Origin of the sequence: Roseateles sp. (genome assembly GCF_052436255.1) — a bacterium.
Taxonomy (GTDB): Bacteria; Pseudomonadota; Gammaproteobacteria; order Burkholderiales; family Burkholderiaceae_C; genus Pelomonas.
The window spans coordinates 1-21,513 of the sequence record NZ_JBQVNP010000056.1 but is presented as its reverse complement, the minus strand read 5'-3'; the positions used below and the strand labels follow the sequence as shown (position 1 = coordinate 21,513).

At 63.6% G+C, this 21,513-nt stretch carries 32 protein-coding genes; 21 read left to right on the top strand and 11 right to left on the bottom strand.

Features of this window, described 5'->3' with window-relative positions; genetic code table 11:
- The first annotated feature begins 146 nt into the window (after nt 1-146).
- The 11 genes from ACT6S0_RS14300 to ACT6S0_RS14250 all read left to right on the top strand — a co-directional run bounded on the left by ACT6S0_RS14300 (nt 147) and on the right by ACT6S0_RS14250 (nt 8,209).
- On the top strand, nt 147-824 hold the full coding sequence (locus ACT6S0_RS14300) for a heavy metal response regulator transcription factor (RefSeq protein ID WP_444764501.1): 678 nt from the start codon (nt 147-149) through the stop codon (nt 822-824).
- Nucleotides 825-862: 38 nt separating this feature from the next.
- Entirely contained in the window at nt 863-2,227 is a 1,365-nt protein-coding gene (locus tag ACT6S0_RS14295; RefSeq protein WP_444764500.1) for a heavy metal sensor histidine kinase, read from the top strand.
- A gap of 87 nt (nt 2,228-2,314) precedes the next feature.
- The gene (locus tag ACT6S0_RS14290; RefSeq protein WP_444764499.1) at nt 2,315-2,608 is read left to right on the top strand and encodes a CopK family periplasmic copper-binding protein; all 294 of its coding nucleotides are present in this window, start codon (nt 2,315-2,317) and stop codon (nt 2,606-2,608) included.
- A 148-nt stretch (nt 2,609-2,756) separates the two neighbouring features.
- The gene (locus ACT6S0_RS14285; RefSeq protein WP_444764498.1) at nt 2,757-3,185 is read left to right on the top strand and encodes a hypothetical protein; all 429 of its coding nucleotides are present in this window, start codon (nt 2,757-2,759) and stop codon (nt 3,183-3,185) included.
- A 129-nt stretch (nt 3,186-3,314) separates the two neighbouring features.
- Nucleotides 3,315-3,728 (top strand): hypothetical protein, encoded by a 414-nt coding sequence (locus ACT6S0_RS14280; RefSeq protein ID WP_444764497.1) that lies wholly within the window; start codon nt 3,315-3,317, stop codon nt 3,726-3,728.
- 13 nt (nt 3,729-3,741) lie between these two features.
- Nucleotides 3,742-5,145, top strand: a complete 1,404-nt coding sequence (locus tag ACT6S0_RS14275; protein WP_444764495.1) for a TolC family protein — start codon at nt 3,742-3,744, stop codon at nt 5,143-5,145.
- A 20-nt stretch (nt 5,146-5,165) separates the two neighbouring features.
- Nucleotides 5,166-6,584 carry a multicopper oxidase family protein gene (locus ACT6S0_RS14270; RefSeq protein WP_444764494.1) on the top strand — a complete coding sequence of 473 codons (1,419 nt, stop codon included), beginning with the start codon at nt 5,166-5,168 and terminating at the stop codon, nt 6,582-6,584.
- Between the two features lie 32 nt (nt 6,585-6,616).
- A complete protein-coding gene (locus ACT6S0_RS14265) occupies nt 6,617-7,108 on the top strand; it encodes a cupredoxin domain-containing protein (RefSeq protein ID WP_444764493.1) in 492 nt (163 codons plus the stop codon).
- A 53-nt stretch (nt 7,109-7,161) separates the two neighbouring features.
- Nucleotides 7,162-7,521, top strand: coding sequence for a copper-binding protein (locus ACT6S0_RS14260; protein ID WP_444764492.1), 360 nt, complete (start codon nt 7,162-7,164; stop codon nt 7,519-7,521).
- A gap of 14 nt (nt 7,522-7,535) precedes the next feature.
- Entirely contained in the window at nt 7,536-7,919 is a 384-nt protein-coding gene (locus tag ACT6S0_RS14255) for a hypothetical protein (RefSeq protein WP_444764491.1), read from the top strand.
- 98 nt (nt 7,920-8,017) lie between these two features.
- Nucleotides 8,018-8,209 (top strand): hypothetical protein, encoded by a 192-nt coding sequence (locus tag ACT6S0_RS14250; protein ID WP_444764490.1) that lies wholly within the window; start codon nt 8,018-8,020, stop codon nt 8,207-8,209.
- Nucleotides 8,210-8,269: 60 nt separating this feature from the next.
- Here the strand turns inward: ACT6S0_RS14250 and ACT6S0_RS14245 are convergent, their stop codons facing one another.
- A complete protein-coding gene (locus ACT6S0_RS14245; RefSeq protein WP_444764489.1) occupies nt 8,270-8,431 on the bottom strand; it encodes a hypothetical protein in 162 nt (53 codons plus the stop codon).
- A 589-nt stretch (nt 8,432-9,020) separates the two neighbouring features.
- Nucleotides 9,021-9,266, bottom strand: coding sequence for a hypothetical protein (locus ACT6S0_RS14240; protein WP_444764488.1), 246 nt, complete (start codon nt 9,264-9,266; stop codon nt 9,021-9,023).
- A gap of 135 nt (nt 9,267-9,401) precedes the next feature.
- On the opposite strand from ACT6S0_RS14240, the gene ACT6S0_RS14235 reads away from it, so the two are divergent.
- Genes ACT6S0_RS14235 through ACT6S0_RS14210 form a run of 6 tightly spaced genes read left to right on the top strand, consistent with a single transcriptional unit; the run spans nt 9,402 to nt 13,067 of the window.
- On the top strand, nt 9,402-9,905 hold the full coding sequence (locus tag ACT6S0_RS14235) for a toll/interleukin-1 receptor domain-containing protein (RefSeq protein WP_444764487.1): 504 nt from the start codon (nt 9,402-9,404) through the stop codon (nt 9,903-9,905).
- A gap of 8 nt (nt 9,906-9,913) precedes the next feature.
- Entirely contained in the window at nt 9,914-11,047 is a 1,134-nt protein-coding gene (locus tag ACT6S0_RS14230) for a toll/interleukin-1 receptor domain-containing protein (protein ID WP_444764486.1), read from the top strand.
- A gap of 5 nt (nt 11,048-11,052) precedes the next feature.
- Nucleotides 11,053-11,682, top strand: a complete 630-nt coding sequence (locus tag ACT6S0_RS14225) for an SLOG domain-containing protein (protein ID WP_444764485.1) — start codon at nt 11,053-11,055, stop codon at nt 11,680-11,682.
- On the top strand, nt 11,657-12,136 hold the full coding sequence (locus tag ACT6S0_RS14220; RefSeq protein WP_444764484.1) for a TIR domain-containing protein: 480 nt from the start codon (nt 11,657-11,659) through the stop codon (nt 12,134-12,136). Before ACT6S0_RS14225 ends, ACT6S0_RS14220 begins: the two co-directional genes overlap by 26 nt.
- 21 nt (nt 12,137-12,157) lie before the next feature.
- Nucleotides 12,158-12,568: a hypothetical protein gene (locus tag ACT6S0_RS14215; RefSeq protein WP_444764483.1), complete on the top strand. Its 411-nt coding sequence runs from the start codon at nt 12,158-12,160 to the stop codon at nt 12,566-12,568.
- Nucleotides 12,569-12,626: 58 nt separating this feature from the next.
- The gene (locus tag ACT6S0_RS14210) at nt 12,627-13,067 is read left to right on the top strand and encodes a TIR domain-containing protein (protein WP_444764482.1); all 441 of its coding nucleotides are present in this window, start codon (nt 12,627-12,629) and stop codon (nt 13,065-13,067) included.
- Between the two features lie 19 nt (nt 13,068-13,086).
- Here the strand turns inward: ACT6S0_RS14210 and ACT6S0_RS14205 are convergent, their stop codons facing one another.
- The 3 genes from ACT6S0_RS14205 to ACT6S0_RS14195 all read right to left on the bottom strand — a co-directional run bounded on the left by ACT6S0_RS14205 (nt 13,087) and on the right by ACT6S0_RS14195 (nt 14,352).
- Nucleotides 13,087-13,476: a hypothetical protein gene (locus ACT6S0_RS14205; RefSeq protein ID WP_444764481.1), complete on the bottom strand. Its 390-nt coding sequence runs from the start codon at nt 13,474-13,476 to the stop codon at nt 13,087-13,089.
- Nucleotides 13,477-13,543: 67 nt separating this feature from the next.
- Nucleotides 13,544-13,933, bottom strand: coding sequence for a hypothetical protein (locus ACT6S0_RS14200; RefSeq protein ID WP_444764480.1), 390 nt, complete (start codon nt 13,931-13,933; stop codon nt 13,544-13,546).
- A complete protein-coding gene (locus ACT6S0_RS14195; RefSeq protein ID WP_444764479.1) occupies nt 13,930-14,352 on the bottom strand; it encodes a hypothetical protein in 423 nt (140 codons plus the stop codon). The genes ACT6S0_RS14200 and ACT6S0_RS14195 overlap by 4 nt, the downstream gene beginning before the upstream one ends.
- Before the next feature lie 210 nt (nt 14,353-14,562).
- Here ACT6S0_RS14195 and ACT6S0_RS14190 point away from each other — a divergent pair, with 210 nt between their 5' ends.
- On the top strand, nt 14,563-14,889 hold the full coding sequence (locus ACT6S0_RS14190; protein ID WP_444764478.1) for a helix-turn-helix domain-containing protein: 327 nt from the start codon (nt 14,563-14,565) through the stop codon (nt 14,887-14,889).
- A 10-nt stretch (nt 14,890-14,899) separates the two neighbouring features.
- Here ACT6S0_RS14190 and ACT6S0_RS14185 read toward each other — a convergent pair whose 3' ends face one another.
- From ACT6S0_RS14185 to ACT6S0_RS14170, 4 genes are all read right to left on the bottom strand, one after another.
- Nucleotides 14,900-15,163: a helix-turn-helix domain-containing protein gene (locus ACT6S0_RS14185; protein ID WP_444764477.1), complete on the bottom strand. Its 264-nt coding sequence runs from the start codon at nt 15,161-15,163 to the stop codon at nt 14,900-14,902.
- Entirely contained in the window at nt 15,160-15,489 is a 330-nt protein-coding gene (locus ACT6S0_RS14180) for a helix-turn-helix domain-containing protein (RefSeq protein WP_444764476.1), read from the bottom strand. The genes ACT6S0_RS14185 and ACT6S0_RS14180 overlap by 4 nt, the downstream gene beginning before the upstream one ends.
- A 353-nt stretch (nt 15,490-15,842) precedes the next feature.
- Nucleotides 15,843-16,208 carry a hypothetical protein gene (locus ACT6S0_RS14175; RefSeq protein ID WP_444764475.1) on the bottom strand — a complete coding sequence of 122 codons (366 nt, stop codon included), beginning with the start codon at nt 16,206-16,208 and terminating at the stop codon, nt 15,843-15,845.
- Nucleotides 16,205-17,167, bottom strand: a complete 963-nt coding sequence (locus tag ACT6S0_RS14170; protein WP_444764474.1) for a DNA-binding protein — start codon at nt 17,165-17,167, stop codon at nt 16,205-16,207. Before ACT6S0_RS14170 ends, ACT6S0_RS14175 begins: the two co-directional genes overlap by 4 nt.
- 211 nt (nt 17,168-17,378) lie before the next feature.
- Between ACT6S0_RS14170 and ACT6S0_RS14165 the strand changes: the two genes are divergently transcribed.
- The 3 genes from ACT6S0_RS14165 (at nt 17,379) to ACT6S0_RS14155 (ending at nt 19,843) form a co-directional block, all read left to right on the top strand.
- Nucleotides 17,379-18,599 carry a tyrosine-type recombinase/integrase gene (locus tag ACT6S0_RS14165; protein WP_444764473.1) on the top strand — a complete coding sequence of 407 codons (1,221 nt, stop codon included), beginning with the start codon at nt 17,379-17,381 and terminating at the stop codon, nt 18,597-18,599.
- A 216-nt stretch (nt 18,600-18,815) separates the two neighbouring features.
- The gene (locus ACT6S0_RS14160; RefSeq protein WP_444764472.1) at nt 18,816-19,385 is read left to right on the top strand and encodes a TIR domain-containing protein; all 570 of its coding nucleotides are present in this window, start codon (nt 18,816-18,818) and stop codon (nt 19,383-19,385) included.
- Nucleotides 19,385-19,843 carry a hypothetical protein gene (locus ACT6S0_RS14155; protein WP_444764471.1) on the top strand — a complete coding sequence of 153 codons (459 nt, stop codon included), beginning with the start codon at nt 19,385-19,387 and terminating at the stop codon, nt 19,841-19,843. Before ACT6S0_RS14160 ends, ACT6S0_RS14155 begins: the two co-directional genes overlap by 1 nt.
- Before the next feature lie 249 nt (nt 19,844-20,092).
- Here the strand turns inward: ACT6S0_RS14155 and istB are convergent, their stop codons facing one another.
- Complete coding sequence (istB, locus tag ACT6S0_RS14150) at nt 20,093-20,911, bottom strand: IS21-like element helper ATPase IstB (RefSeq protein WP_444764470.1); 819 nt, start codon at nt 20,909-20,911, stop codon at nt 20,093-20,095.
- Nucleotides 20,904-21,513: Mu transposase domain-containing protein (locus tag ACT6S0_RS14145; protein WP_444764469.1), on the bottom strand; the 610-nt coding region annotated here is incomplete at its 5' end. The genes ACT6S0_RS14145 and istB, both read right to left, overlap by 8 nt.

Below are 21,513 nucleotides of genomic sequence, written 5' to 3'. Positions count from 1 at the left end.
GATGCAGTCGCCGTCGCAGCCCAGCGTCGGTGCACACAAAATCCACTTTAGGGGGGCCGGACCAACATCAAGCCCACTTGAACATGACAGTTCTGTAATGTTCCAGAGCCTTCATCGACCGGCGCCCCTGCGTCACACTCGGCGTCATGCGAATCCTGGTAATCGAAGATGAGGTCCGCCTGGCGGAGTACCTCCGAAAAGGACTGTCAGAGAACGGCTATGTGGTCGATGTCACCCATGACGGCATCGATGGGCGGCACATGGCTCTGGAGGGTGAATACGACCTGCTGCTTTTGGACGTGATGCTGCCCGGGATCGACGGCTTCCGCGTCCTTCGCGACTTGCGCGCACACAAGCAGACACCTGTGCTGATGCTCACCGCTCGCGACAAAGTAGAGGACCGCGTGCAGGGCCTCAAAGGCGGTGCCGACGACTACCTGGTCAAGCCATTCGCGTTCTCTGAACTGTTGGCCCGGGTCGAGGCGCTTTTGCGCCGCGGGTCGGTCTCTGCGCAGGCCTCGACGCTCATGCGCCTAGGTGAGCTGGAGGTGGATCTGGCCCGTCGCAAGGTCACTCGCGCGGGCAAACGACTTGACCTCACACCGAAGGAGTTTGGCCTTCTGACTTTGCTGATGCGGCGCCACGGCGAAGTGTTGTCCCGCACCGTGCTCGCTGAGCAGGTGTGGGACTTGAATTTCGATAGCGAGACCAACGTCATCGATGTGGCAGTCCGGCGTCTTCGGGCGAAGCTCGACGAGGGCTTTGACACGGCGTTGCTGCACACGGTGCGTGGCGTAGGCTATGTGCTGGAGGTGCGTGAGTGAGCGGGTCCGCAGCTAGCAACCGTTTGCTACCGCGCTCCATGGCGCTGCGTCTGACCCTTGCTCTGGCTGCACTCGCTATCGCCGTGTTTGCCAGCGTGGCGTTGCTGCTGCACGAGGGTCTGGAGGAAGAGATCCGGAATGCCCGAGCGCAAGACCTGGACGGCAAGGTCGACATCGTGCGACACCTGCTTGAAGAAGTGCAGCAACCGCAGGACCTGCAGTCGTTCACTCATCACCTCAACGACGTGTTGATTGGCGACGGGCAAATTCGGATCTGGCTGCTGGCCACTGACGGCCGCCTGCTCTACGGCGGCCAGCGACGACCGCTCGTCAGGCCGGCAGTGCATCGCGGGCCGAATCTTGTGGAGGTGGTCCGCGAGGACGGCCTCGTCATGGAAGGCCGCCTCGTGCTGCTGCAGCCGGATGCGGTGCTCAGCGCTAGCGAGCTGATCGTCGCCGTTGACACCCGCCCTCAACAAGCGCTGCTGCAGCGCTACGGTGCGCGCTTGGCCACGGTTTGCAGCGCAGGCGTGGCGTTGACGGTGCTGTTGGCGGGAGCGATCACATGGCGCTCGCTGCGTCCAGTCCAGCGGCTCTCGCGTGAGGCTGCCGCACTTAACCCGCAATCCCTGTCAGCGAGGCTGTCGCCGGTGGAGACGACGGAGCTTCAGACGCTGGTGCACGCCTTCAACCGCGCTCTTGACCGCGTCGAGGCGGCTTACGATCAGTTGGAGGGTTTCAGTGCTGATGTCGCCCACGAGTTGCGCACTCCGTTGGCGACCATGATCCAGGGCGCTGAGGTGGCGCTGCATCGGGAGCGCCCCGCCTCAGAACTGCGAGAGACGCTGCAGGTGAATCTGGAAGTTTTGCGAGAGCTGGCAGGCCTTGTCACCAACATGCAGTTTCTGGCGCGAGCAGACAAAGGTGAGCTGCCGGAGCAAGTGTGTGCCATGGACCTTCGCGCGGAGGCTGAACATGTGGCGGAGTACTTCGAGCCTTTGCTCGACCAGCAGAGCCTTCGGTTGCTGATCGAAGGCGACGCAAGAGCGGTCGCCAACCCGACGCTGATACGCCGAGCCCTCGTAAACCTGGTCGGCAACGCTACCCGGTACACCGCAGGTGGCGGCGCCATTCACGTCGAAGTTGGCGCGCACGGCGATCAGGTGCGATTGGCTGTGCGCAATCCAGGCGTGGCAATCTCGGCGGATCTGTTGCCGCGACTGTTCGATCGCTTCGTACGCGGCGACAGCGCCAGACAGCATTCCGGCAGTCACCAGGGCTTGGGCCTTGCCATCGTGCGGGCGATTGCTGTCATGCACGGCGGCAGGGTTTTCGCGCAGTCAGAGAATGGGTGGACAGAGATCGGTCTGGAGTGGCCATCCGGGATCACGAGCGCTGGATGACGAACTTGTAATGCGCCCGTGGCCTTGATGTTGGTGAGATTTTTCTAGAGTCATGGCGTGCACAAGGCACGCCTCTGAAAGGACCACATGAAGACATTCCTGATCTCTGCAACTGTCGCCATCGCGCTCGCTGGCATGGCCGCTCAGGCCCAAGCAAGCGACGCACTGGCGCACGCTGTCCAGGCGTCCGTCGAGCTCCGTGATGGCTCGACGCTTCACATCTTCAAGGACGGCAAGATGGCAAAGGAAGACGCTTTCGGCCGCGCGGTTTATCTCAAGCGAGGCGAAGTCCTAGCTGCCAAGGACGGGCGGCAGATTGCCGCTGTCGGCAACGAAGTCGCCCGCTTGGAGCGCCTGCTGAAGGACGGTCACACTGGGTAAGCTGAAGGGGTTCCGGAGTGCACGTGGCGGCATTCACGGGCTGCCTGCATCCCGCTTGGAGCAACAGCCGGTGAACCGATTTGTCGCGCAGCCTGGGCTTTACCGCCATCCCGTGTTCAGCAGCCGCCAGCTGAGATAGCATTTCAGAATGCGCGTAACGCTTCGCTGCCTCCTGATCGGCCTGCTGATCCTGGCTTTGCCCCTCAAAGGGCTGGCGGCTGGCGGCGACATGGCTTGCGGCCCAGCTCATTCGGGGGCCGCGATGGGTGAGCATCACCACGCTGCGGGCAGCGCCTCAGACCATCACAACACCCTAGCGGCCGTAACGCTTGCGTTGGCGCATGAAGTGTCGGAGGCGACGCCGGTCGATGGCGCGCACAGTTCGACCAAGACGGACGTGCCACCGGCCACGAAGTGCATGAAGTGCGCGCCGTGCTGCGGCGCTGCAATGCCCCATGCTGAGTCACCGACCCTGGCAGCTGAGTTCAACGTCGATACGGTGTTGCACGACGTCTGCTACCTCGCCGTGGGCGGCCGTATCGACCGCATAGATCGCCCCCCTCGAAGCCAGCTCTGAGTCAACCTAGCGGCTGTGCCTGTGCGCCCATCCGAGAGCTGACCCTGCTCGACCGCGCGACCCGTGCGCCTGCTGAAACGTCAGGCGCTGCCGGCGGCACTTCGATCTACTTTTCCCGATGAGGAATCTATGTTCCGCTTCTCCGTGAACGACGGGCGTTCTAACGTCCGCGCATTCAAGCCACCCTGCGCAGTGGCCGTGAGCTTGACCTTGATCCTGTGCGCGACCATCTTGCCTGCACAGGCGCAAACAGTAGCCGCGAAGGCCAGTCCGGCCGATCCCGCCGACTCGCAAGCCAGCGTGCCAGCGATTCAATATGCCAGCGCGCTTGCCCGCTACCGCCCCATCCAGGAAACGCCGCCTGTGTCGTGGCAGCAAGCCAACGAGAAGGCCAATCAGGCCGGCGGATGGCGCGCTTACGCCCGCGAGAAGGCAGCGGCCGATGACCGGCCGGCAGGCACGGCCGCACCTGCGTCCCAGGCTTCCCAAGTCTCAAAACCCGCTCCCGCTGCAAAGGCCCATGAAGGCCATGCGCCCCGCTGAAGGAGCCCAATCAATGACACGATTTCGACTTCCCTTTTCCCTGCTGGCCGTCGCCGTGCTGGCGGGATGCGCTTCCGTGGAGCGCGGCGCGGCGCTCAAGAATGTGCAGTCGCTGACCAAGACGCACACCGATCAAACGCTGACGGTCGATCGCTCTCCCGAAGACCTGACTCGCACGAACGGCAAGGTGGCTGAGCTGCTGCGCCAACCCCTCGGCGTCGACGCCGCAGTGCAGATCGCGCTGCTGAACAACCGCAACCTGCAAGCGCGGCTGCAACAGCTTGGCGTCACCGAGGCAGAAGTCAGCCAGGCGTCCAGGCTGCCCAATCCCGGGTTCAGCTTCGGCCGCCTCACCAGAGGCGACGAGGTCGAGTTGGAGCGGGGGCTGCACATAAATCTCGCCCGATTACTCACGCTGCCGCTGGTCAGTCGGCTGGAGGAGCGCCGGCTGCAATCGGTGCAGCGCGAAGTGGCGATGGACGTGCTAACCCTTGCAGCCGACACGCGGAAGGCCTGGGTGCAGGCCGTCGCGGCTGGTGAGAGCCTGCGCTACATGCGCCAGGTGCAGGAGGCCGCGGAGGCCAGCGCCGAGCTGGCGCGTCGGCTTCAGCAGGCCGGCAACGTCAACGCGCTGATGCGCCTTCGCGAGCAGGGCTTCTACGCCGATGCAGCGCTCGGACTGGCTCGCTCAGAGCAAATCCACCGCGCCGCCCGTGAGCGCCTGACTCGCTTGCTCGGGCTGTGGGGCGACCAACTGGCTTTCACGCTTCCTGAGCGCCTACCGGACCTGCCCGATGCACCCAAGGATCAGCCGGACATCGAGCGCCAGGCCCTGGGCCAGCGTCTGGATGTGCAAGCGGCCCGCCTGACGGCCGAGCAAACTGCAAAGAACCTGCGCCTGACCCAGGTGACGCGCTTCATCAGCGTTTTCGAGCTGGGACTGAGGCGCAACACGTCGAATGAGGTGCCACGCCAGACCGGCTGGGAGGTGGGCCTTGAACTACCCCTGTTTGACTGGGGCGGTGCGCGAACTGCGAAGGCCGAGGGCATCTACATGCAGTCTTTGCACCAGGCGGCAGCCACAGCCATCAATGCTCGCTCAGAGGTTCGCGAGGCCTACGGCAACTATCGCGCCAGCTACGACATCGCTCGCCATCACCGTGACGAGATCGTGCCGCTGAAGAAGCGTATCTCCGAGGAGCAGGTGCTTCGCTACAACGGCATGTTGATCGGCGTGTTCGAGCTGTTGGCCGACGCGCGTTCGCAGGTCGGCAGCGTCAACGCGTCCATCGAAGCGCTGCGCGACTTCTGGCTCGCCAAGGCGGATCTCGACGCCGCACTGATTGGCCGCGCCTCCCTCTCCATACCGACCGCATCTGCCGGCGCCGCGAGCGCCGATGCAGGCGCTGGTCACTGAAGTCTGCCCAAGGAACTGATATGTCTTTCAATCGACGCTCCCTCCTGGGCGGTGCCGGCGCCATCACGGCAGCCGCCTCGATGGCCTCGGTCAGCAAGGTGGCGATGGCCGCCTTGCCCGAACCGGTGATGCAGGACAAGCCCGACACGATGCCGCCGCTGGTGCCCAACACCGGCCGGCCCTACAACCCCGTGGTCACGCTCAACGGCTGGACCTTGCCCTGGCGCATGAACCAGGGCGTCAAGGAATTCCACCTTGTCGCCGAGCCGGTGGTGCGCGAGATGGCGCCAGGCTTCAAAGCCCACTTGTGGGGCTACAACGGCCAGAGCCCGGGTCCGACCATCGAAGTGGTCGAGGGCGACCGCGTGCGCCTGTTCGTCACCAACAAGCTCGGTGAGCTGACCAGCATCCACTGGCATGGCCAGCGCCTGCCCAACGGCATGGACGGTGTCACCGGCCTGAACCAGCCCGGCATCCCGCCGGGCAAGACCTATGTCTACGAGTTCGTCGCGCGCCGGCCCGGCACCTTCATGTACCACCCGCATGCCGACGAGATGGTGCAGATGGCCATGGGCATGATGGGCTTCTGGGTGACGCATCCGAAGGGAAAACATCCGCTGATCGACGAGGTCGATCGCGACTTCTGCTTCCTGCTCAACGCCTACGACATCGATCCGGGCGCGGCGACGCCCAAGATCATGACGATGCTGGACTTCAACCTCTGGAGCTGGAACAGCCGCATCTTCCCCGGCATCGACCCCCTCGTCGTTGGCTTCAAGGACAAGGTGCGCATCCGCATCGGCAACCTGACGATGACCAACCATCCCATCCATCTGCATGGGCATGAATTCCTCATCACCGGCACCGATGGCGGCCCGACGCCCAGGAGCGCGCGCTGGCCCGAGATCACCACCGACGTGGCCGTGGGCCAGATGCGGCAGATCGACTTCCTCGCCGATGAAGAGGGCGACTGGGCCTTCCACTGCCACAAGAGTCACCACACGATGAACGCCATGGGCCACAACGTGCCGACCATGATTGGCGTGGACCATACAGGGATCGCCAGCAAGATCCGCAAGCTGGTGCCCGACTACATGGTGATGGGTGAGCGCGGCATGAAGGACATGACCGAGATGGACATGCCACTGCCCGACAACACCGCGCCCATGATGGCCGGCCAGGGGCCCTTCGGCGCGGTCGGCATGGGCGGCATGTTCAGCGTCGTCAAGGTGCGCAAAGGCCAGAAGAAGGGCGACTACAGCGACCCAGGCTGGTATCAGCACCCCGCCGGCACGGTGGCCTACGAGTTCAAGGGCAACCTGCCAGATGCTGCCCGCTTCCAGTCGGAAAGCCCAGGCTTGATGCCGCCAGTCCAGCGCCCGAAGACCGATGTCGAGGTCAAGATCCGCAAGCCCAGCGGCGGCCACGGCGGCCACTGAAAACTCATTCATCACCCCACATGAAGACAACCATGAAGCAAATCGCCGTCGCGGCCGTGCTCTCGCTTACCGCGCTCAGTGGCTCGGCTTGGGCTCACGGCAACGAGAAGCACGGCAAGCCTGCAACCCAGGTGAAGAAGGAGCAGAAGGCCTGGGGGATTGCCGGTGACGCCAACAAAGTCACCCGCACCGTCACGCTGAAGATGACCGACAACATGCGCTTCACACCAGATCGCGTGGAGGTCAAGCTGGGCGAGACCGTCCGCTTTGTCGTGCAGAACGACGGCAAGATGCTGCACGAGTTGGTCATCGGCACGAAGAAGGAACTCGACGAGCATGCCGCGCTGATGCTGAAGTTCCCGAACATGGAACACGACGAGCCGTACATGGCCCATGTGGACCCGGGCAAGAAGGGCGAGATCGTCTGGACCTTCAACCGTGCCGGCGAGTACGACTTCGCATGCCTGATCGCCGGTCACTACCAGGCCGGCATGGTCGGCAAGATTCTGGTCAGCGCCAGATGAGCGCGCCTCAAGCCCTCGCGTCCCTCTTCATCGCATTCCCGAAAGTAACTGACATGAACCGCAACAACCTATCCCGTCTCAACCTCTTCGGCGCTACCGTGCTGAGCGTCGTCGCCCTCCTGAGCCCCGCAGCACAGGCAGCCAGCCATGGCACGCCACCCGCTCAGGCCAGTGCGCCCGCAACCAGTGCTGACATGACCGACGCCGAAGTGCGCAAGGTCGATCGCGAAGCTGGCAAGGTGACCTTGAAGCACGGCGATATCAAAAGCCTCGACATGCCCGCCATGACCATGGTCTTCCAGGTGCGCAACAAGGCGATGCTGGACAAGCTGCAACCCGGCACGCGCATCCAGTTCAAGGCCGCCAACGAGGGCGGCAAGTTCGTTGTGACTGAGTTGAAGATCGTGCAGTGATGGTGCGGAACAACTTGATCAAGCCGTTCACGAGCGCAGTGGCTCTGTTGATGGCACCCTTGAGCGCAGTCGCTTCTAGCCATATCGTCGATATCCAGTGGGACGCCAGCGGACAGTTCGCGCACAAGGCTGAAGTTCAACCGACAAAGTTCGTCGAGGTCTGTGCAAAGCTCAAGCCCGGTCAGAAGATCGCCTGGTCGTTTCAGGGCAGTGCGGCGATGAACTTCAACATCCATTACCACCTTGGCAAGGAGACGGTCTATCCGGCCAAACTCACCGAGGTGAGGGAAGCGGCGCAGACCTTGCGCGTAGAGGCCGAGCAGGTTCACTGCTGGCTGTGGTCCAACAAGACGTCCGCGGTGGCATTGCTTGACGTGGCGTTGAAGATCGAGCCTTGACTGGTTAATGCTTACGGTAGCGGCTTGGGCGGAGCAGCGTCGGGGTAGCCACCTGCATCGGCCGCAGCTCGAACCTGACTTCCATTTGAGGAGGCGTGGTGACGCTGCTTGACTACTTTCGTCAGAAGAGCCCTGCGCTGGCCGACTACCTGATCACCAGCTCAATGGTGCTCGTCGTGATCATGGTCTTGCTGTTGATCTATTTCGTGCGACGTGATCGGGAAAGGAAGCTCCGACGCCACCAGGAGCGGCGCCATCAGCGCGGAACGGTCCGTAAACAGAAGCGGTAGCGGTGCCCACCGCCGCTACGCGTTGCGTTGCTCGCACACAGGGTTTTGCCGGCGAACCAGCTAGCGGGATTTGAATAACATCGGCTTGGGCGCAAGCTCCCTGCTTTTCCTCCCTGAGCAGGCTTCAACGCTGACAGCGAAGAAGGTTTCATCGCCGGCATAGCCCGGCGATTTTTTTGCCAGCGCCGCGTAAACGTCCAGCGAACCCATCTTGAACGGCACGCCGGTGATGGCGCGAGAAACTGCCGGCGCACCTGCCGCGCCGCGACGTACATCATGAACCGGAGAACACCGCCTGCGGCTGCGGCCAAGCCATGCAGCGCATCGGAGGGTGTGCCGGGATACGGGCCAAAATCCTACATAAGCCGATTCGATCTAATGATCTGAGTGGGCATCGCAAAATTAGCATAAGCCACCTAGGCTGTCCGTATTGGCGAACCGCTGCCGCCCTGCTCACCTAGAAGCTCGCTGCCAGCGGCGTGCCGTTTGTCATCGCGGCGGGCAGGGCTGGCCGACGTGGCCGCAGTGTCGTCGAATGTTTGGCAATGGGCGGCAGCCCCGAGGGCGCCAGTTTCCGCACCGCGCGCCAGAGGCTCATCAAACAGCGTCGTCGATAACTCGTTGTTTTCATTGAGAAGCGCTTCTCAGACCGCCAGTTTCTGCACCAAGAACCAGGCGCCGTGGCGGTGGCCAAAACACCTCGCCGCCGCGATGGTCCCGCGCTGCCCGCCGCGCTCAATTCCCGGTCTTCCCGCTGGATGCGGAACTTCCGCATCCAGCGGGATTTGCGGGAACGCAGGCCTTGGGCCTGTCACTTCTTGACGAAGACGCACTCGTAATTCAGCACCGGGGTGGCCTTTGAGCCGTTGCCCTGGATGCCGGCTTGCATGCGCCCCTGGCCAACGACCGCGACGGCCCGGCTCGCCACCGTCTGGGCGGCACTTTCGCAGGCCGCCTTCGATGTGAACCCGCCCAGGGTCGTCAGCGACACGTCCCGGATCTCGCCCGGCGCGCTGCTGGCGATATTCAGCGCCAGGATCAGAACCCACTCTCCCATGACTCCTCCCACTGTGGCTGGGGCGGACCATTCTGCCCACCGCGGGCGCGCCAACCGAATTGACCGTACGCTCCCAATTGACCACGGGTAAACATTTAGTTACTGTGACCGGACAGGGACAAGAAAAGAGATCACATGGCATTGGCCCAATCGGAACTTCAGCGGGCCGCGCAGCGGCAGCCGCTGCGCAAGTCGCAGGTCTACAACGCCAGGCAGAACACCGCGTTCCTTTGCCACAGCCACCACGACAAAGAGCTCGCCGAGGGCCTGCAGGTCTGGCTAGCCGAGCAAGGGGTGGATCTGTACATCGACTGGAAAGACAACGCGATGCCTGAGACGCCTGATCGCGAGACTGCCAAGCGCATCCAGAACCGCATTCAGACGAGCCAGTGGTTCCTGTTCCTGGCCACCGCCAACTCCAAGGCGTCGCGCTGGTGTCCCTGGGAGCTGGGCTACGCCGACGGCAAGAAGAACTGGGACCAGATCGCCGTCGTGCCGACGGCCGACGGCCGAGGCACCTATGGCAACGAGTACCTGCAGCTCTACCGTCGGGTGGATGCCAATTCGCTCAACCAGCTCTTTCTGTTCGAGCCAGGTTCAGTCCAAGGGGCTGCCGTTCGCACCCTGCGCTTCATCTAAGGGGCAGCATGGCTCTGTACCAATGCCTCTTGTTGGGCGCCCCGACAGACGGCCAGGCCGCGGTCTTCACGGCAACCTTCGACGACTGCCTGGGCCTGTTCGGTCTTGAGCGGGGCCGTGACTACACCATTGACCGTGGCATCACGGCGGATTTCAGCGACACGACGGCAACCGTCGCGGTTTTCTTTGGTGCCGACGGCTCTGTCTACCCTGAGGCAGCCAGGCTGACCAAGCTCGGCGTGCCGGTCGTGCCTATCGTCAGCTCAGCCGTCCGAGTCAGCGCCGAACTGCCGGCTGCGCTTCGCAGCATCAATGCGATGTTCCATGACGCGGCCGATACCAGTCTGCGCCGCCTCGTCACGGCGGCGCTCCAGTGCCTTGGGCTGCTGCCGGCTCAACGGCGTGTGTTCGTGAGCTATCGCCGAGACGAGTCCGCGGACGTGGCTCTTCAGCTCTACGAAGCCCTGTCCGCGCGTCATTTCGACGTGTTCCTGGACACGCACTCGGTGTCAGTGGCCGCCGATTTTCAGGCGGCGCTGTGGCACCGGCTGTGCGACTCCGACGTGCTGGTGATGCTTGACACGCCGGGCTACTTCACCAGCCGTTGGACCACTGCTGAGTGGGGGCGCGCCATCGCCAAGCACATCTCGATGCTGCAGTTGGTATGGCCCGGCCACACGCCCGTGCGGGAGTCGCACTTGGCCACGTCAAAGAAGCTGACGGACACCGACTTCAACGGGGCACGCCTAACGCCGGCGGTGGTCGCGGATGTCGCACTGGAGCTCGAACGCGTGCGAAGTGTCAGCGTGGCGCTGCGGCACTCCAACATGGTCGGTACGCTGCGCACCGCGATCCAGGATCTGGGCGGCAGTGTCGAAGGCGTCGGCCAGAAGCGCTCGGTCATCCTGAAGCTGCCCTCCGGCAACCCGCTCGTGGCCTATCCGGTCGTTGGCGTGCCGACGTCGGTCGACATGCACGACTGTATTGACCTGAGTGACTCGCGGGCCGCGGCTGTGGTCTACGACCACCTTGGCATCAGCGAGGAATGGCGACGCCACCTGGACTGGCTCGCCTCCCGTGTCGGCGCCGTCAAATGGCTGCGAAGCCGCGAGGCGGATTGGCAGTTGGCCGACATCGAGTAGTAGCCGTGGGCGCAATCTTTCTTTCCGCCAGCGTGCCGACGCGCGAACCGTACAGCTCGGACTGCAGGCCGCAGGAGATCCAGGCGGCCGTCAACGCGCTCGCGCAGGTGGTGCTGGGTCGAAAGAAGCTGGTTTGGGGCGGCCATCCGGCCATCACGCCGTTGCTGTGGTCAGCGGCGCAAGCAGTAGGCGTCGAGTACACGGTGGCGGTCGAGCTGTTCCAGTCGAAGTTGTTCCAGAAGGTGCTGCCAGAGGAGAACAAGAACTTCGCGAACGTGAAGCTGATCGACGCTGTCGGCGAGGACGTTGAAGCCAGCCTGCTCGCGATGCGCAAGGCCATGTTTACGTCCGCCGAGTTCGAGGCGGCCGTCTTCATCGGCGGCATGCATGGCATCCTGGACGAGCACAAGCTGTTTACGAGTTACTGGCCCAACGCGACGTGCATCCCCATCGCGCAAACCGGCGGCGCGACCGTGCACCTCGCTCGAGATCTGAACTACCTGCCACCCGACGATTTGGCGCCACTGGATTTCGTGGCGCTGCTTTACGGCGGCTTGGGCATCCGGCCCAGCCAGAAGCGAGAAGCCCGTGTAGACCAAGGAGGAGACCATGGCACGAGTTCCGGTGTTCTATAGCTTTCACTTCGACAACGACGTCATGCGGGTCCAGCAGATCCGCCAGATGGGCATGATCGATGGCGACGAACCGGTCTCCAAGAACGACTGGGAGACCGTTAAGCGCAGCGGCTCCGGCGCCGTTGAGCGGTGGATCGACGACAACATGAAATACAAGCGCTGCGTGGTTGTTCTGATCGGCACCGACACGCACACACGCCCCTGGGTGCAACACGAAATCAGGAAGGCCTGGGCGGACAACCGCGGCTTGCTGGGTATCCACATTCACAACCTGAACTGCCCCCGACAGGGCACCTGTTCGAGGGGCACGAACCCGTTCGATCAGTTCACTTTCCGCGACGGCAACAACATCGTGCGGCCGCCGGTCTATGACCCGCCCGCGTACGGTACCTACAACCACATCAAAGACCACCTGGCGGCGTGGGTAGATGACGCCATCGCCCGCCGCCGGTAGGCCCGCCAAGCACTGCGCGCCATGTCCGATATCTCCAACAAGCACAAGCACCTCGAGTTCATCCAGGCCTCCATCAGCCGGATGTCGGGCAACCTGTTCTTGCTCAAGGGCTGGAGCGTCACGCTGATCGCCGCGCTCTTCGCCCTAGCGGCCAAGGACACAAACAAGGCTTACATCGTCGTGGCCTATTTCCCGCTGTTCATCTTCTGGTTCTTGGACGGCTACTTCCTCTCGATGGAGCGGCGCTTCCGGTCGCTGTACGAGCACGTGCGGCAGCTCAAGGAGGAGGACATCGACTTCTCGATGAACACCGAGCCGTACAAAAGCGACCCACGAAATCAATGGATCGCGACATTGTTTTCGCGGACCTTGTTCCCGTATTACGTCACCTTGGCCGTCCTGATGATCCTGCTGTCGTTCTTCTTGCGCTAGTTGGCGCAGACCGTGACACCACCGAACCTACTGACCGCCCAGTCTTGAGGAAAGAAACATGGCTCGCAAAGTATTTTTCAGCTTCAAGTATGAAGACGTCCACCGCGCTATGAATGTGCGCAACAGCAATGTCCTGACTGGGGTTTTAAAGTCCGGATTCATCGATAAGGCCGAGTTCGAGAAGGTCGAGCGCGAAGGCGACAAGGCCATCAGGACCTGGATCGACAACCAGCTGAACGGCACGACGGTCACCGTGGTACTCATCGGCGCGAACACCGACAAGAGCAAGTGGGTCAAGTACGAGATCGAGCAAAGCATTGCCCGAGGCAATGGGATCCTGACCATCGACATCAGCAAGATCAAAAACCTGCACGATCAGACGACCACCTGCTGCTCGCTGCGGGTAAAGGGCTATCCGCACTACCAGTGGAACAACGACAAAGGGCGGGAGAACTTGGGCGACTGGGTGGAAGAAGCCGCGACGGCTGCCGGCAAGTAGCACCAGTACAGGTGGGCGATCACGGCCACGTCGCTTTGCGACGGGCGTGCCGCCGCAGGCACTTCGCTTGCAACTTCATGTCAGCCTTTAGTTCCAGCCGCTGGCGAAACGACAGGCGCTGGGTGGCCGGCCGCCAGAACTGCTCGACGCCGACTGCCGGCATGCGGTCCCAAGCCAGATCCTCTTGGCGCTGCTCCACCGCGTCCACCCAGGCCTCAAATGGCCCGAGCCTGACCGCGCACGCGGTGCCCACATGCTCCAGCAACGCACCGAGCAGCACCAGACGTTGCGCTTCGTCGAGGCACAGCTTGCCGTTCCACATCTCCAGCCGCCCAGGGAGCTCGTCGTGGCGCGACATCTCGTCGGTCGTCCAGCTCCTGCCCATCAAGCGGATATCGAGATCATCCAAGGGACTTCTCCATCGCGGTGTTGAAGTTGCAACTCAACGGTGAGGTCGCAACTAACCATGGAAGTAGCTACTGAATGCCCAAGGAGCTACTCCAGTCGTTGCACATCTGAGCCCAGGCCGCGTCGCTGACGTCCAGCGTGTCCGCGGTGCCCAGCACGCTGGCGGCGGCCGCTTTGAGGACTCGACGTTCCAGCTCGGCGACCTCGGGCGGCACCACGACGACGTAGACGCGCCCCGACGAAGTCGTGAAGGTCCGCTTCTGATGATCGATCGAGCCAATCGGCGATGTGACCCGCGCGATGCCGGCGTTCCTCAGGGTGACCAAGTGCTGGGTGCCCGACGGCATCTGGACAAGGCGCCAGCAGTGCACCTTCATGTGCGATTGCTCGCCGACCGGCGGCACGTCGCGTTCATTGGCCAACACGAAGCCCACGTCGCCCGTCATCGTGCGGCTCACGAACTTTTTTTGCCGGGGCGCGCGGCGCGGCGTGATCGGCGGTTGCGACCCTGACCTGACGGCTTCGGATCGACGCGCAGCAGCAGTTCCATCTCGACGTCGCCAACGTGCTCCGGGATCAGGCCGCAGTCGAACTTCTCGCCGGCGGTGTCGGCCAGCACGACGTGCTTGCCGCTGGTCGAGCTGTATGCCCATACCTCGCGGATCTCGCGCGACCACCACTGGCCGGTGGGCGATTGCCAAGCCGGCATCATGCAGACGATGCCCTTGACCCGGCCGGCCTCCAGCGAACGCAGCACGTCAGCCAGGTCGTACTCCCACGCGATGCACAGCGTGCGCATGATGCTCAGGTCGGGTTCATCTTGATCGACGACCTCCACAGAGAGCAGGAACCATGGCGCATGCAGGGTGAGCTCCACAATGCGCCAGTGCTGGGAGCCGGGCTCTTCAAGGGCTGGCGGGAACGGGAACTCGTACTGTGGGTGCGAAACGAACATGGGGCTGCAGTGGCGGGCGGACCAAGCGTCGGCCCTCGGGTTGAGGAGCTGCGGATTCTTCGGGCTGGCCTGCCGTATGCAAATTCTTGATATGGAAATGGCTGGGATACGGTGCGAGGCTGAGAGAAATCCATGTCCAAATCCCTGTACAGCCGCCACAACCAAGTCTTCCTGAAGAAGCTCAAAGGCCTGCGCGAGTCGCGCCAGCTGCGCCAGGCCGACCTGGGCGACCTTCTTGGCCGAAGCCAGGGCTGGGTTAGCTACGTCGAGAGCGGCGCGACCACCCTCAACGTCATCGAGCTTCGGGAATGGATCGAAGCGCTGGACTACAGATTTATGGAGTTCCTGCAGGAGCTAGACGACGAGCTGCGCTGGCTGGGAAGCGTCCGCCTGCGCCCGCGGCCGCGCAAGCGGGCGGCTGGGGCAGCGAACGGCGGGCGTGCCTCTGACGAAAAGTGATACGGCCCGCTCAGTGGCTGGTCAGACTGGTGTCCAGCGCCAGGCGCTGATCCATACGTTCGACGAAGGCATCGAGCGACGAGCCGCAGGCCTGGCACCAGTGGAACAGTTCGACCACGTGGACGCGTCGCTGACCGGCTTCACTGCGGCCCACGTCGCGAGGCTTGATGCCAACTTCCTCTGCGAGATCGCGCCGACTTAGTCCTGCATGAAGACGGAGCTGCGCCAGCTCTGCGGCGAAGGCGGCATCGGCCGCCGTTGACGTCTGGTTCACGTGACCCGGCGGTGCTTGTCGCGCGTACCCAGCCGCAGGTTCTCGAACGAGGCGATCTCCTCGCCGACGGCGGCAAGCAGCTTGTCGACCTCCGCGGCGCCGCCTTTGTTGCAGAACGACAGCGTCAGCAGGGTCAAGGGGTGAACGCCCATCGTCTGAGCCAGCTGGACAACCTTATTGAGCGACGGGCTGGCGCCCTGGTTCTCAAGGCGGCTGAGGTGGGTACGCCCCGAGACCTCGTAGAAGTCTTCCTGCGACAGCCCGCGCTCGAGCCGCACGGCGCGTAGCGCCTGGCCGAATTTGGGAGTGGCTGTTTTGAGACTCATTGCGGGTCGATTCCGGCCCGCATTGGCTCATCACGCACCTTTAAGGACTACACCTTATATGGTGCGTTCACCTGGAAAACTTGGCTTAACTGAACCCATCTGAACCGTATCGGCGGACACAGGCAGCGACCACTACCAACCCCGGTAGCGCCTGCTTGAGGTTCTCGACCATTGCCTGACGCTTGCCCTTCACGCCTGGGTGCTGGCCAACGTGGTCGCCTCAGGGGGACTTACCGCCGCTTTTTTTGAAAAGCCGAATCAAAGACCCATCGCTAGAACGCTAAGTCATTGATTGATCGTGGACTTTCCGCCCCTTTTTTTGTTTCCCGGAAACGAAAACCCTCCCAAGCGTCTCAGGTCGGCCGTCGCTCCATGGCCTGATGGAGCGATGTGGACAGGTCGGCGGCGAGGCGCAGCGAGGCCTTCGTGATCTGGTCGGCCCGGGTCGTCGAAGCCGTGTTGCTCGTCTGCCGGCAAGCGGCCCGCAGATCCCTGGCCGCAGCCAGAATCTCGGCGTCAGAGCGCTCCAAGGCGATGGTCAGCCTCAGCACCTGCAGCAGACGGTCCAGCTCACTCAGTTGGGCGGCCAGGCGCTGTTGCCACGGTTTCGCGCGCGAAAGCCCCTTAGACAGCAACTTGATCAGGTCGTCCAGGTCGCCAATGTATTTCGCCATGGCGACCAGGCCACGGCTGTCGCGGAGGTCGGGCTCCCCGATCATGTCCCGTCTGATCCCGCTTTTTTTCGACCACGCGTTGAGGGCGCCGGCGGTGGCGGTGTCAGCCGCTCGACCAGCGTCTTGAGCGTCTGCGCCTCGGCCTGGTGTCGTGCCGCCTCCTGGCGTGCTTCGCCAAGTTGCAGACGAAATTCTCCAATCTCGCGCTGCAGGTCTTCCTGAGCCTCGAGCGCCCGTTGTAGGGCGATGCTCTTGGTGTTCATCTCCATCTGCGCGCGGGTGGCCGCCTCGGCGTGCTCCAGCGACTGGCGGCGCTCGCGGGCTTCTGCCTCCGCAAGCTTGTCGCGCAAACCGTCCACGACCTTGTCGGCGCGGGCTCGCGCCTGGCGCTCCTGCTCAATCTCCAGCAGCGCACGGCGCTCGGCGGCGGCAGCCCGTTCCTGTGCCGCCTCGATGTCACCACGGGCATTGGCAAGGTCAGCGCTGAAAGCTTCCTGCTGGCGTTGTTGCGCGACGCGACCGAGTTCTAACTGGCTCAGTAGTTCGTCGACGCGCGCCTGGGTGCCGGCGTGGGCGCGTCGCTCGGCTTCAAGCTGGCCCTGGACCTCTGCAGTGGCGGCCTGCGCGCGAGCGACATCGGCCCGCAGCTCCTGTGCGGCCGTTTCCCACTGGGCCACCGCTTGCTCTGCCGCCGCGCGAGCTGCGCGGGCCTGCTCGGCAGTGGCCTCCAGTTCCAATCGTGCTGCAGTCAGTTCGCCGCGGGCGGCCTGCGATGCCTGCCGCCACAGCCCGGCGATGGCTTCGGCCGCGAGCGCTTTCACCTCGTCCGGCAGGTCTGGATGCTCGATGTCGACCCGCGCCTTATGGCGCAGGTCATCCCAGAACTTGCCCAACTCCTCGGTGGGCACGTTCATCGAACCCCGCCGGACGTACTGGTAGAGCTTGTTGGCGGTCGGCGTGAGCCCGTGCCTGAAAAAAAGCAGGACGCAGACCTCGCGGTACAACGTTCTCGTGTCGCTGAATTTGGCCTTCAGCAGCTCGATCTCGCCCAGGATCTCTGATTCGGTACTCATGCATTGATATTACGGCGTAATACGTTAAATTTCCAACTATGATTTCCAAAGATTTGACATTAACCGTATAGTGTCAAAATTGTCTGAAAAGACCACCGGCGAAACTATGGAGACCCAAAAACCAGCTGAAACCGGCTCCTTGGTGCCCGCCGGTCTTGCGCCCGTCGGCGAGATCGTTGTCATCGATGCCCTGTCTGGCCGTGACGGTTCGAACCGGTCGCGCGCGGGCAATCGGCAGCTCGACGCCGACACCGATCAGCAGGCGGTGCTGGCCTGGCTGGCGCGGTTCGCCGACAGCCCTAACACGTTGGCCAACGCCCGCCGCGAAGCCGAGCGCCTGCTTCTGTGGTCGTTGACCGAACGGACCAAGCCGCTGTCGTCGCTCGCCCACGAAGACCTGTTGATCTACCGCCGCTTCTTGGCCAACCCACAGCCGGCCGACCGCTGGGTGATGGCGCCAGGGCGCAAGGCCGGCCGGAGGGATCCGCGCTGGCGCCCTTTTGCAGGGCCACTGTCGGAAGCCAGCATCCGCCAGTCCATGGTGGTGTTGAACTCCCTGATGTCCTGGCTGGTCGAGGCCGGCTACCTGGCCGGCAACCCCCTTTCGCTGAGCCGAACCCGCCGCAAAGCGCCTCCGCCGCGTGTGGTGCGCTTCCTGGAGGCCGACCTCTGGGAAGCCGTCCGGCAGACCATCCTCGCGCTGCCCCAGGAAACACCGCGCCAGCGCGCGGTCTACGCGCGCGCCCGCTGGCTGTTCAGCCTGATGTTCCTCGGCGGCCTGCGCATCTCTGAAGTCGTGGGAAACGGCATGGGCGACTTCTTCATGCGCTCGGATCCCAAGAGCGGCGACCAGCGCTGGTGGCTTCAGGCCACCGGCAAGGGCGACAAGGACCGCCTGATCCCGGCCACCGCAGAACTGATGGTCGAGCTCATGAGCTACCGGCGATCCTTGGAGTTGAGCGACCTGCCGCAAGCGTCGGAGCCGTCGCCGCTGATCTTTCCCGTCGCCTGGCGCCGCTCCACCCGCCCGGCACCGGGCTGGCCGGAGCCGCTGACCCGCAGCGCCATCCACGGCATCCTGAAAGAGATTTTCGCGCTGACTGCCGACCAGTGGCGGCGTGATGGCCGGGGCGAGGCCCAGGCCGAGAAGCTCAAGGCGGCCTCTGCCCACTGGCTGCGCCACACCGCCGGTTCGAGCATGTCCAACCAGATCGATCTGAAGCATGTTCGCGACACTCTCGGCCACGTCTCGATTGCCACAACCAGCATCTACGTCCACGGCGAAGACGATGCCCGCCACGACGCGGTCAGCGGCGCGCACCGCATGAGCTGGGACGCGGTCGGCAGCGCGCCCAAGACCTGACCGGCCAAGCAGCACCGAGTGTCTGGCAATGATGGCGAGCGGTTTGCAGAAGCTGCCGGCGGATCCGACGCAAAGCCGAGCAGCCACGCACTCGGCGGATCGGGGAATTGCGCGTTGAACGCGGGGGACTTGTTCCTACACTCGGTGCCAAAGAAACCAAGAACCGCCAGTTCAACCGGTGCGCAGTGGCGCCGCGTCGAATGGCAGGGAGGAACCATGGCACGGCGCTGCTTTTTCAGCTTCGACTACAAGGACGTCCGCGACTTCCGGGCGAACGTCGTTCGCAAGCACAACGAGTTCAAGGAAGACAACGGCGGCTACTTCGATGCATCCATCTGGGAGGAAGCCGCCACCAAGGGTGACCAGGCGTTGAAGAACCTGATCGACGGGTCCTTGGAAAACACGACGGCCACCGCGGTGCTGATCGGCACCCGGACACATGAGCGTCGCTGGGTGCACTACGAGATCATGAAGAGCATCAAGCGAGGCAATCGCCTCATCGGCGTGCACATCAACGGCATCCGAGATACCAACCGCACAACGCTTCCGCTAGGCCACGACCCATTCGACCACCTCGCGCTGCGGATCAGCGCCGATGGGCTCAAGGGAACACCCCTCGTCTGGAATGGCACCGCATGGGTCGACTACACCGACGTCGAGCCCTTCACCTTCAAGCAGCGGCCCGAGAACGAGCGCGGCCAGGCTTTCAAGCTGAACAACTGGTGGAAGACCTACGACTGGGTCTCAGACAGCGGTTTCGAGAACTTTGAGACCTGGATCGCCTGATGTCGCTGTTTATCGAAGCAAACTTGCGCCAGCGCGCACGGGCAGGAACTCCCCTCAACAAGTCGCTGGGAACCGTCCTTCAAGAGCGGGTCAAGGTCGCTGCGAGCGCCAAACAGTTCGACATCTTCCTGTCGCACAGCTTCAATGACCAGGAACTGATTCTCGGCATCATGATGTCGCTCGAGGATCTGGGCTACAAGGTCTACGTTGACTGGGTGCACGACGGCGAGCTGAATCGCGAACACGTTTCACCGCAGACGGCGGCCTTGCTGCGAATCCGCATGGAGATGAGCAAGTGCCTCTTCTATGCGACGACAGCCACAACTCGAAGTGGATGCCATGGGAGCTGGGTTACATGGACGGGCACAACAGCAAGGCGGCGATTCTGCCGGTCGCCCAATACGACACGTCGGCGTACACAGGCCAGGAGTACCTGGGCGTGTACCCCTACGTCGTGAAGGACAAGCAGGTGAACACGACAACGGATCGGCTTTGGATTCACACGAATCCGACCACCTACGTCAATTTCGACTCATGGCTGACGGGCTCGCAGCCATACGCCTGTCGGCGCCGATCCAATATTGACCCACCCTGCCGATCCAATATTGACCCGGGGATGGATGCCAACCGCGTGGCGGCCGGCTGTGGATAAGTGTAGGTTGATGGCTGTTTCGTTGACCTCCTGAGATGGTCAGTTAGCGCGGGGCTCAGCTGTCTGTGTCCGGTGGCGGCTGCTTGTCGGTGCGGCGAGCCTGCTCACGCGCCTTGATGCGCTTCTTGGCCACGGCGCTGCTGTGCAGGAAGCGATGGCTCTCGTTGCCCGTCTCGATGATGTGGCAGTGATGCGTGAGCCGGTCCAGCAAGGCCGTCGTCATCTTGGCGTCGCCGAACACGCTGGACCACTCGGCGAAGTCCAGGTTGGTCGTGATCATCACGCTGGTGTGCTCGTACAGCTTGGAGAGCAGGTGGAACAGCAGCGCCCCGCCGGCCTGGCTGAAGGGCAGGTAGCCCAGTTCATCAAGGATGACCAGGTCCATGCGCAGCAGGCTTGCCGCGATGCGTCCGGCCTTGCCACTGACCTTCTCCTGCTCCAGCGCGTTGACCAGATCGACTGTCGAGTAGAACCTCACCCGCCGGCCATGCCGCGTGATGCCGGCCACACCGATGGCTGTCGCCAGGTGCGTCTTGCCCGTGCCGGGCCCGCCCACCAACACGGCGTTGTGCGCCGCGTCCGTGTACGTCAGCTCGGCCAGCGTCTGGATCAACTTGCGGTCCACCGGCGAGACGTCGAAGTCGAAGCCCGCCAGGTCGCGGTGCACCGGGAACTTGGCCGTGTGCATCTGGTGGCTCACCGAGCGCATGGCGCGGTCCGTGGTCTCGGCCTGCAGCAGGTGTTCGAGCAGCCAGCGCGAGCTCTCCAGGGCTGCCCCGCCTGCACCGCCACCGCCTTGCTCCACCAGGTCGGACCACGCGCTGGCCATGCCGTGCATGCGCAGTTGCTTGAGTTCGACAGCGAGCTCACGCATGGTCGACCTCCTCGGCGTTGCCAGCCCGCAGGCGGTCATAGCGCTCGGTGTCGGCCAGCGGCTTGCTGGCCACCTGCAGCCCCGTGGCGGCGTTCTCGGGCGTCGGCGCGCTGTTCAGGCGGCCCAGCACGTTGAGGACGTGCTCGACGCTGACCCGTCCTCGCCGGGTGCCCTCCAGCGCCAACTCGACCGCCACCAGCACCGCGTCGAGCCCGGCCGTCGGCACGATGGCTAGCACCTGCGCCATCACGCGGTCCCCGCCCGGGTCACGCAAGAGCGCCCGCCGCAGCTGCTGCAGCGGCTCGGGCATGTCGGCGAACGGCGCCCCGTTGCGCAGCGCGCCGGGCTTCCTCTGGATCAGCGGGATGTAGTGCTGCCAGTCGTATCGGGTCTGGCCACGGTCGCTCAAGCGTTCGTGGCGAGCCACGATGTCGTCGCCGGCCACGACGACGATCTTGCCTGGGTACAGGCGGGTGCTGACCGTCTGGCCAGCCAGCTCGCACGGCACCGAGTAGCGGTTGCGCGCCACCGTCACCAGGCAGGTGCTGGTCACGCGCGCTGGGCTCTCCACGTAGCCGTCGAAGGGCTCGGGCATGGGCATC

Excerpts from the sequence above, each read along its gene's own strand:
- ACT6S0_RS14300 (WP_444764501.1), top strand. The coding sequence starts at position 147 with ATGCGAATCCTGGTAATCGAAGATGAGGTCCGCCTGGCGGAGTACCTC.
- ACT6S0_RS14295 (WP_444764500.1), top strand. The coding sequence starts at position 863 with ATGGCGCTGCGTCTGACCCTTGCTCTGGCTGCACTCGCTATCGCCGTG.
- ACT6S0_RS14290 (WP_444764499.1), top strand. The coding sequence starts at position 2,315 with ATGAAGACATTCCTGATCTCTGCAACTGTCGCCATCGCGCTCGCTGGC.
- ACT6S0_RS14285 (WP_444764498.1), top strand. The coding sequence starts at position 2,757 with ATGCGCGTAACGCTTCGCTGCCTCCTGATCGGCCTGCTGATCCTGGCT.
- ACT6S0_RS14280 (WP_444764497.1), top strand. The coding sequence starts at position 3,315 with ATGTTCCGCTTCTCCGTGAACGACGGGCGTTCTAACGTCCGCGCATTC.
- ACT6S0_RS14275 (WP_444764495.1), top strand. The coding sequence starts at position 3,742 with ATGACACGATTTCGACTTCCCTTTTCCCTGCTGGCCGTCGCCGTGCTG.
- ACT6S0_RS14270 (WP_444764494.1), top strand. The coding sequence starts at position 5,166 with ATGTCTTTCAATCGACGCTCCCTCCTGGGCGGTGCCGGCGCCATCACG.
- ACT6S0_RS14265 (WP_444764493.1), top strand. The coding sequence starts at position 6,617 with ATGAAGCAAATCGCCGTCGCGGCCGTGCTCTCGCTTACCGCGCTCAGT.
- ACT6S0_RS14260 (WP_444764492.1), top strand. The coding sequence starts at position 7,162 with ATGAACCGCAACAACCTATCCCGTCTCAACCTCTTCGGCGCTACCGTG.
- ACT6S0_RS14240 (WP_444764488.1), bottom strand. The coding sequence starts at position 9,266 with ATGGGAGAGTGGGTTCTGATCCTGGCGCTGAATATCGCCAGCAGCGCG.
- ACT6S0_RS14235 (WP_444764487.1), top strand. The coding sequence starts at position 9,402 with ATGGCATTGGCCCAATCGGAACTTCAGCGGGCCGCGCAGCGGCAGCCG.
- ACT6S0_RS14230 (WP_444764486.1), top strand. The coding sequence starts at position 9,914 with ATGGCTCTGTACCAATGCCTCTTGTTGGGCGCCCCGACAGACGGCCAG.
- ACT6S0_RS14220 (WP_444764484.1), top strand. The coding sequence starts at position 11,657 with ATGGCACGAGTTCCGGTGTTCTATAGCTTTCACTTCGACAACGACGTC.
- ACT6S0_RS14215 (WP_444764483.1), top strand. The coding sequence starts at position 12,158 with ATGTCCGATATCTCCAACAAGCACAAGCACCTCGAGTTCATCCAGGCC.
- ACT6S0_RS14210 (WP_444764482.1), top strand. The coding sequence starts at position 12,627 with ATGGCTCGCAAAGTATTTTTCAGCTTCAAGTATGAAGACGTCCACCGC.
- ACT6S0_RS14190 (WP_444764478.1), top strand. The coding sequence starts at position 14,563 with ATGTCCAAATCCCTGTACAGCCGCCACAACCAAGTCTTCCTGAAGAAG.
- ACT6S0_RS14180 (WP_444764476.1), bottom strand. The coding sequence starts at position 15,489 with ATGAGTCTCAAAACAGCCACTCCCAAATTCGGCCAGGCGCTACGCGCC.
- ACT6S0_RS14175 (WP_444764475.1), bottom strand. The coding sequence starts at position 16,208 with ATGATCGGGGAGCCCGACCTCCGCGACAGCCGTGGCCTGGTCGCCATG.
- ACT6S0_RS14160 (WP_444764472.1), top strand. The coding sequence starts at position 18,816 with ATGGCACGGCGCTGCTTTTTCAGCTTCGACTACAAGGACGTCCGCGAC.
- ACT6S0_RS14155 (WP_444764471.1), top strand. The coding sequence starts at position 19,385 with ATGTCGCTGTTTATCGAAGCAAACTTGCGCCAGCGCGCACGGGCAGGA.
- istB (WP_444764470.1), bottom strand. The coding sequence starts at position 20,911 with ATGCGTGAGCTCGCTGTCGAACTCAAGCAACTGCGCATGCACGGCATG.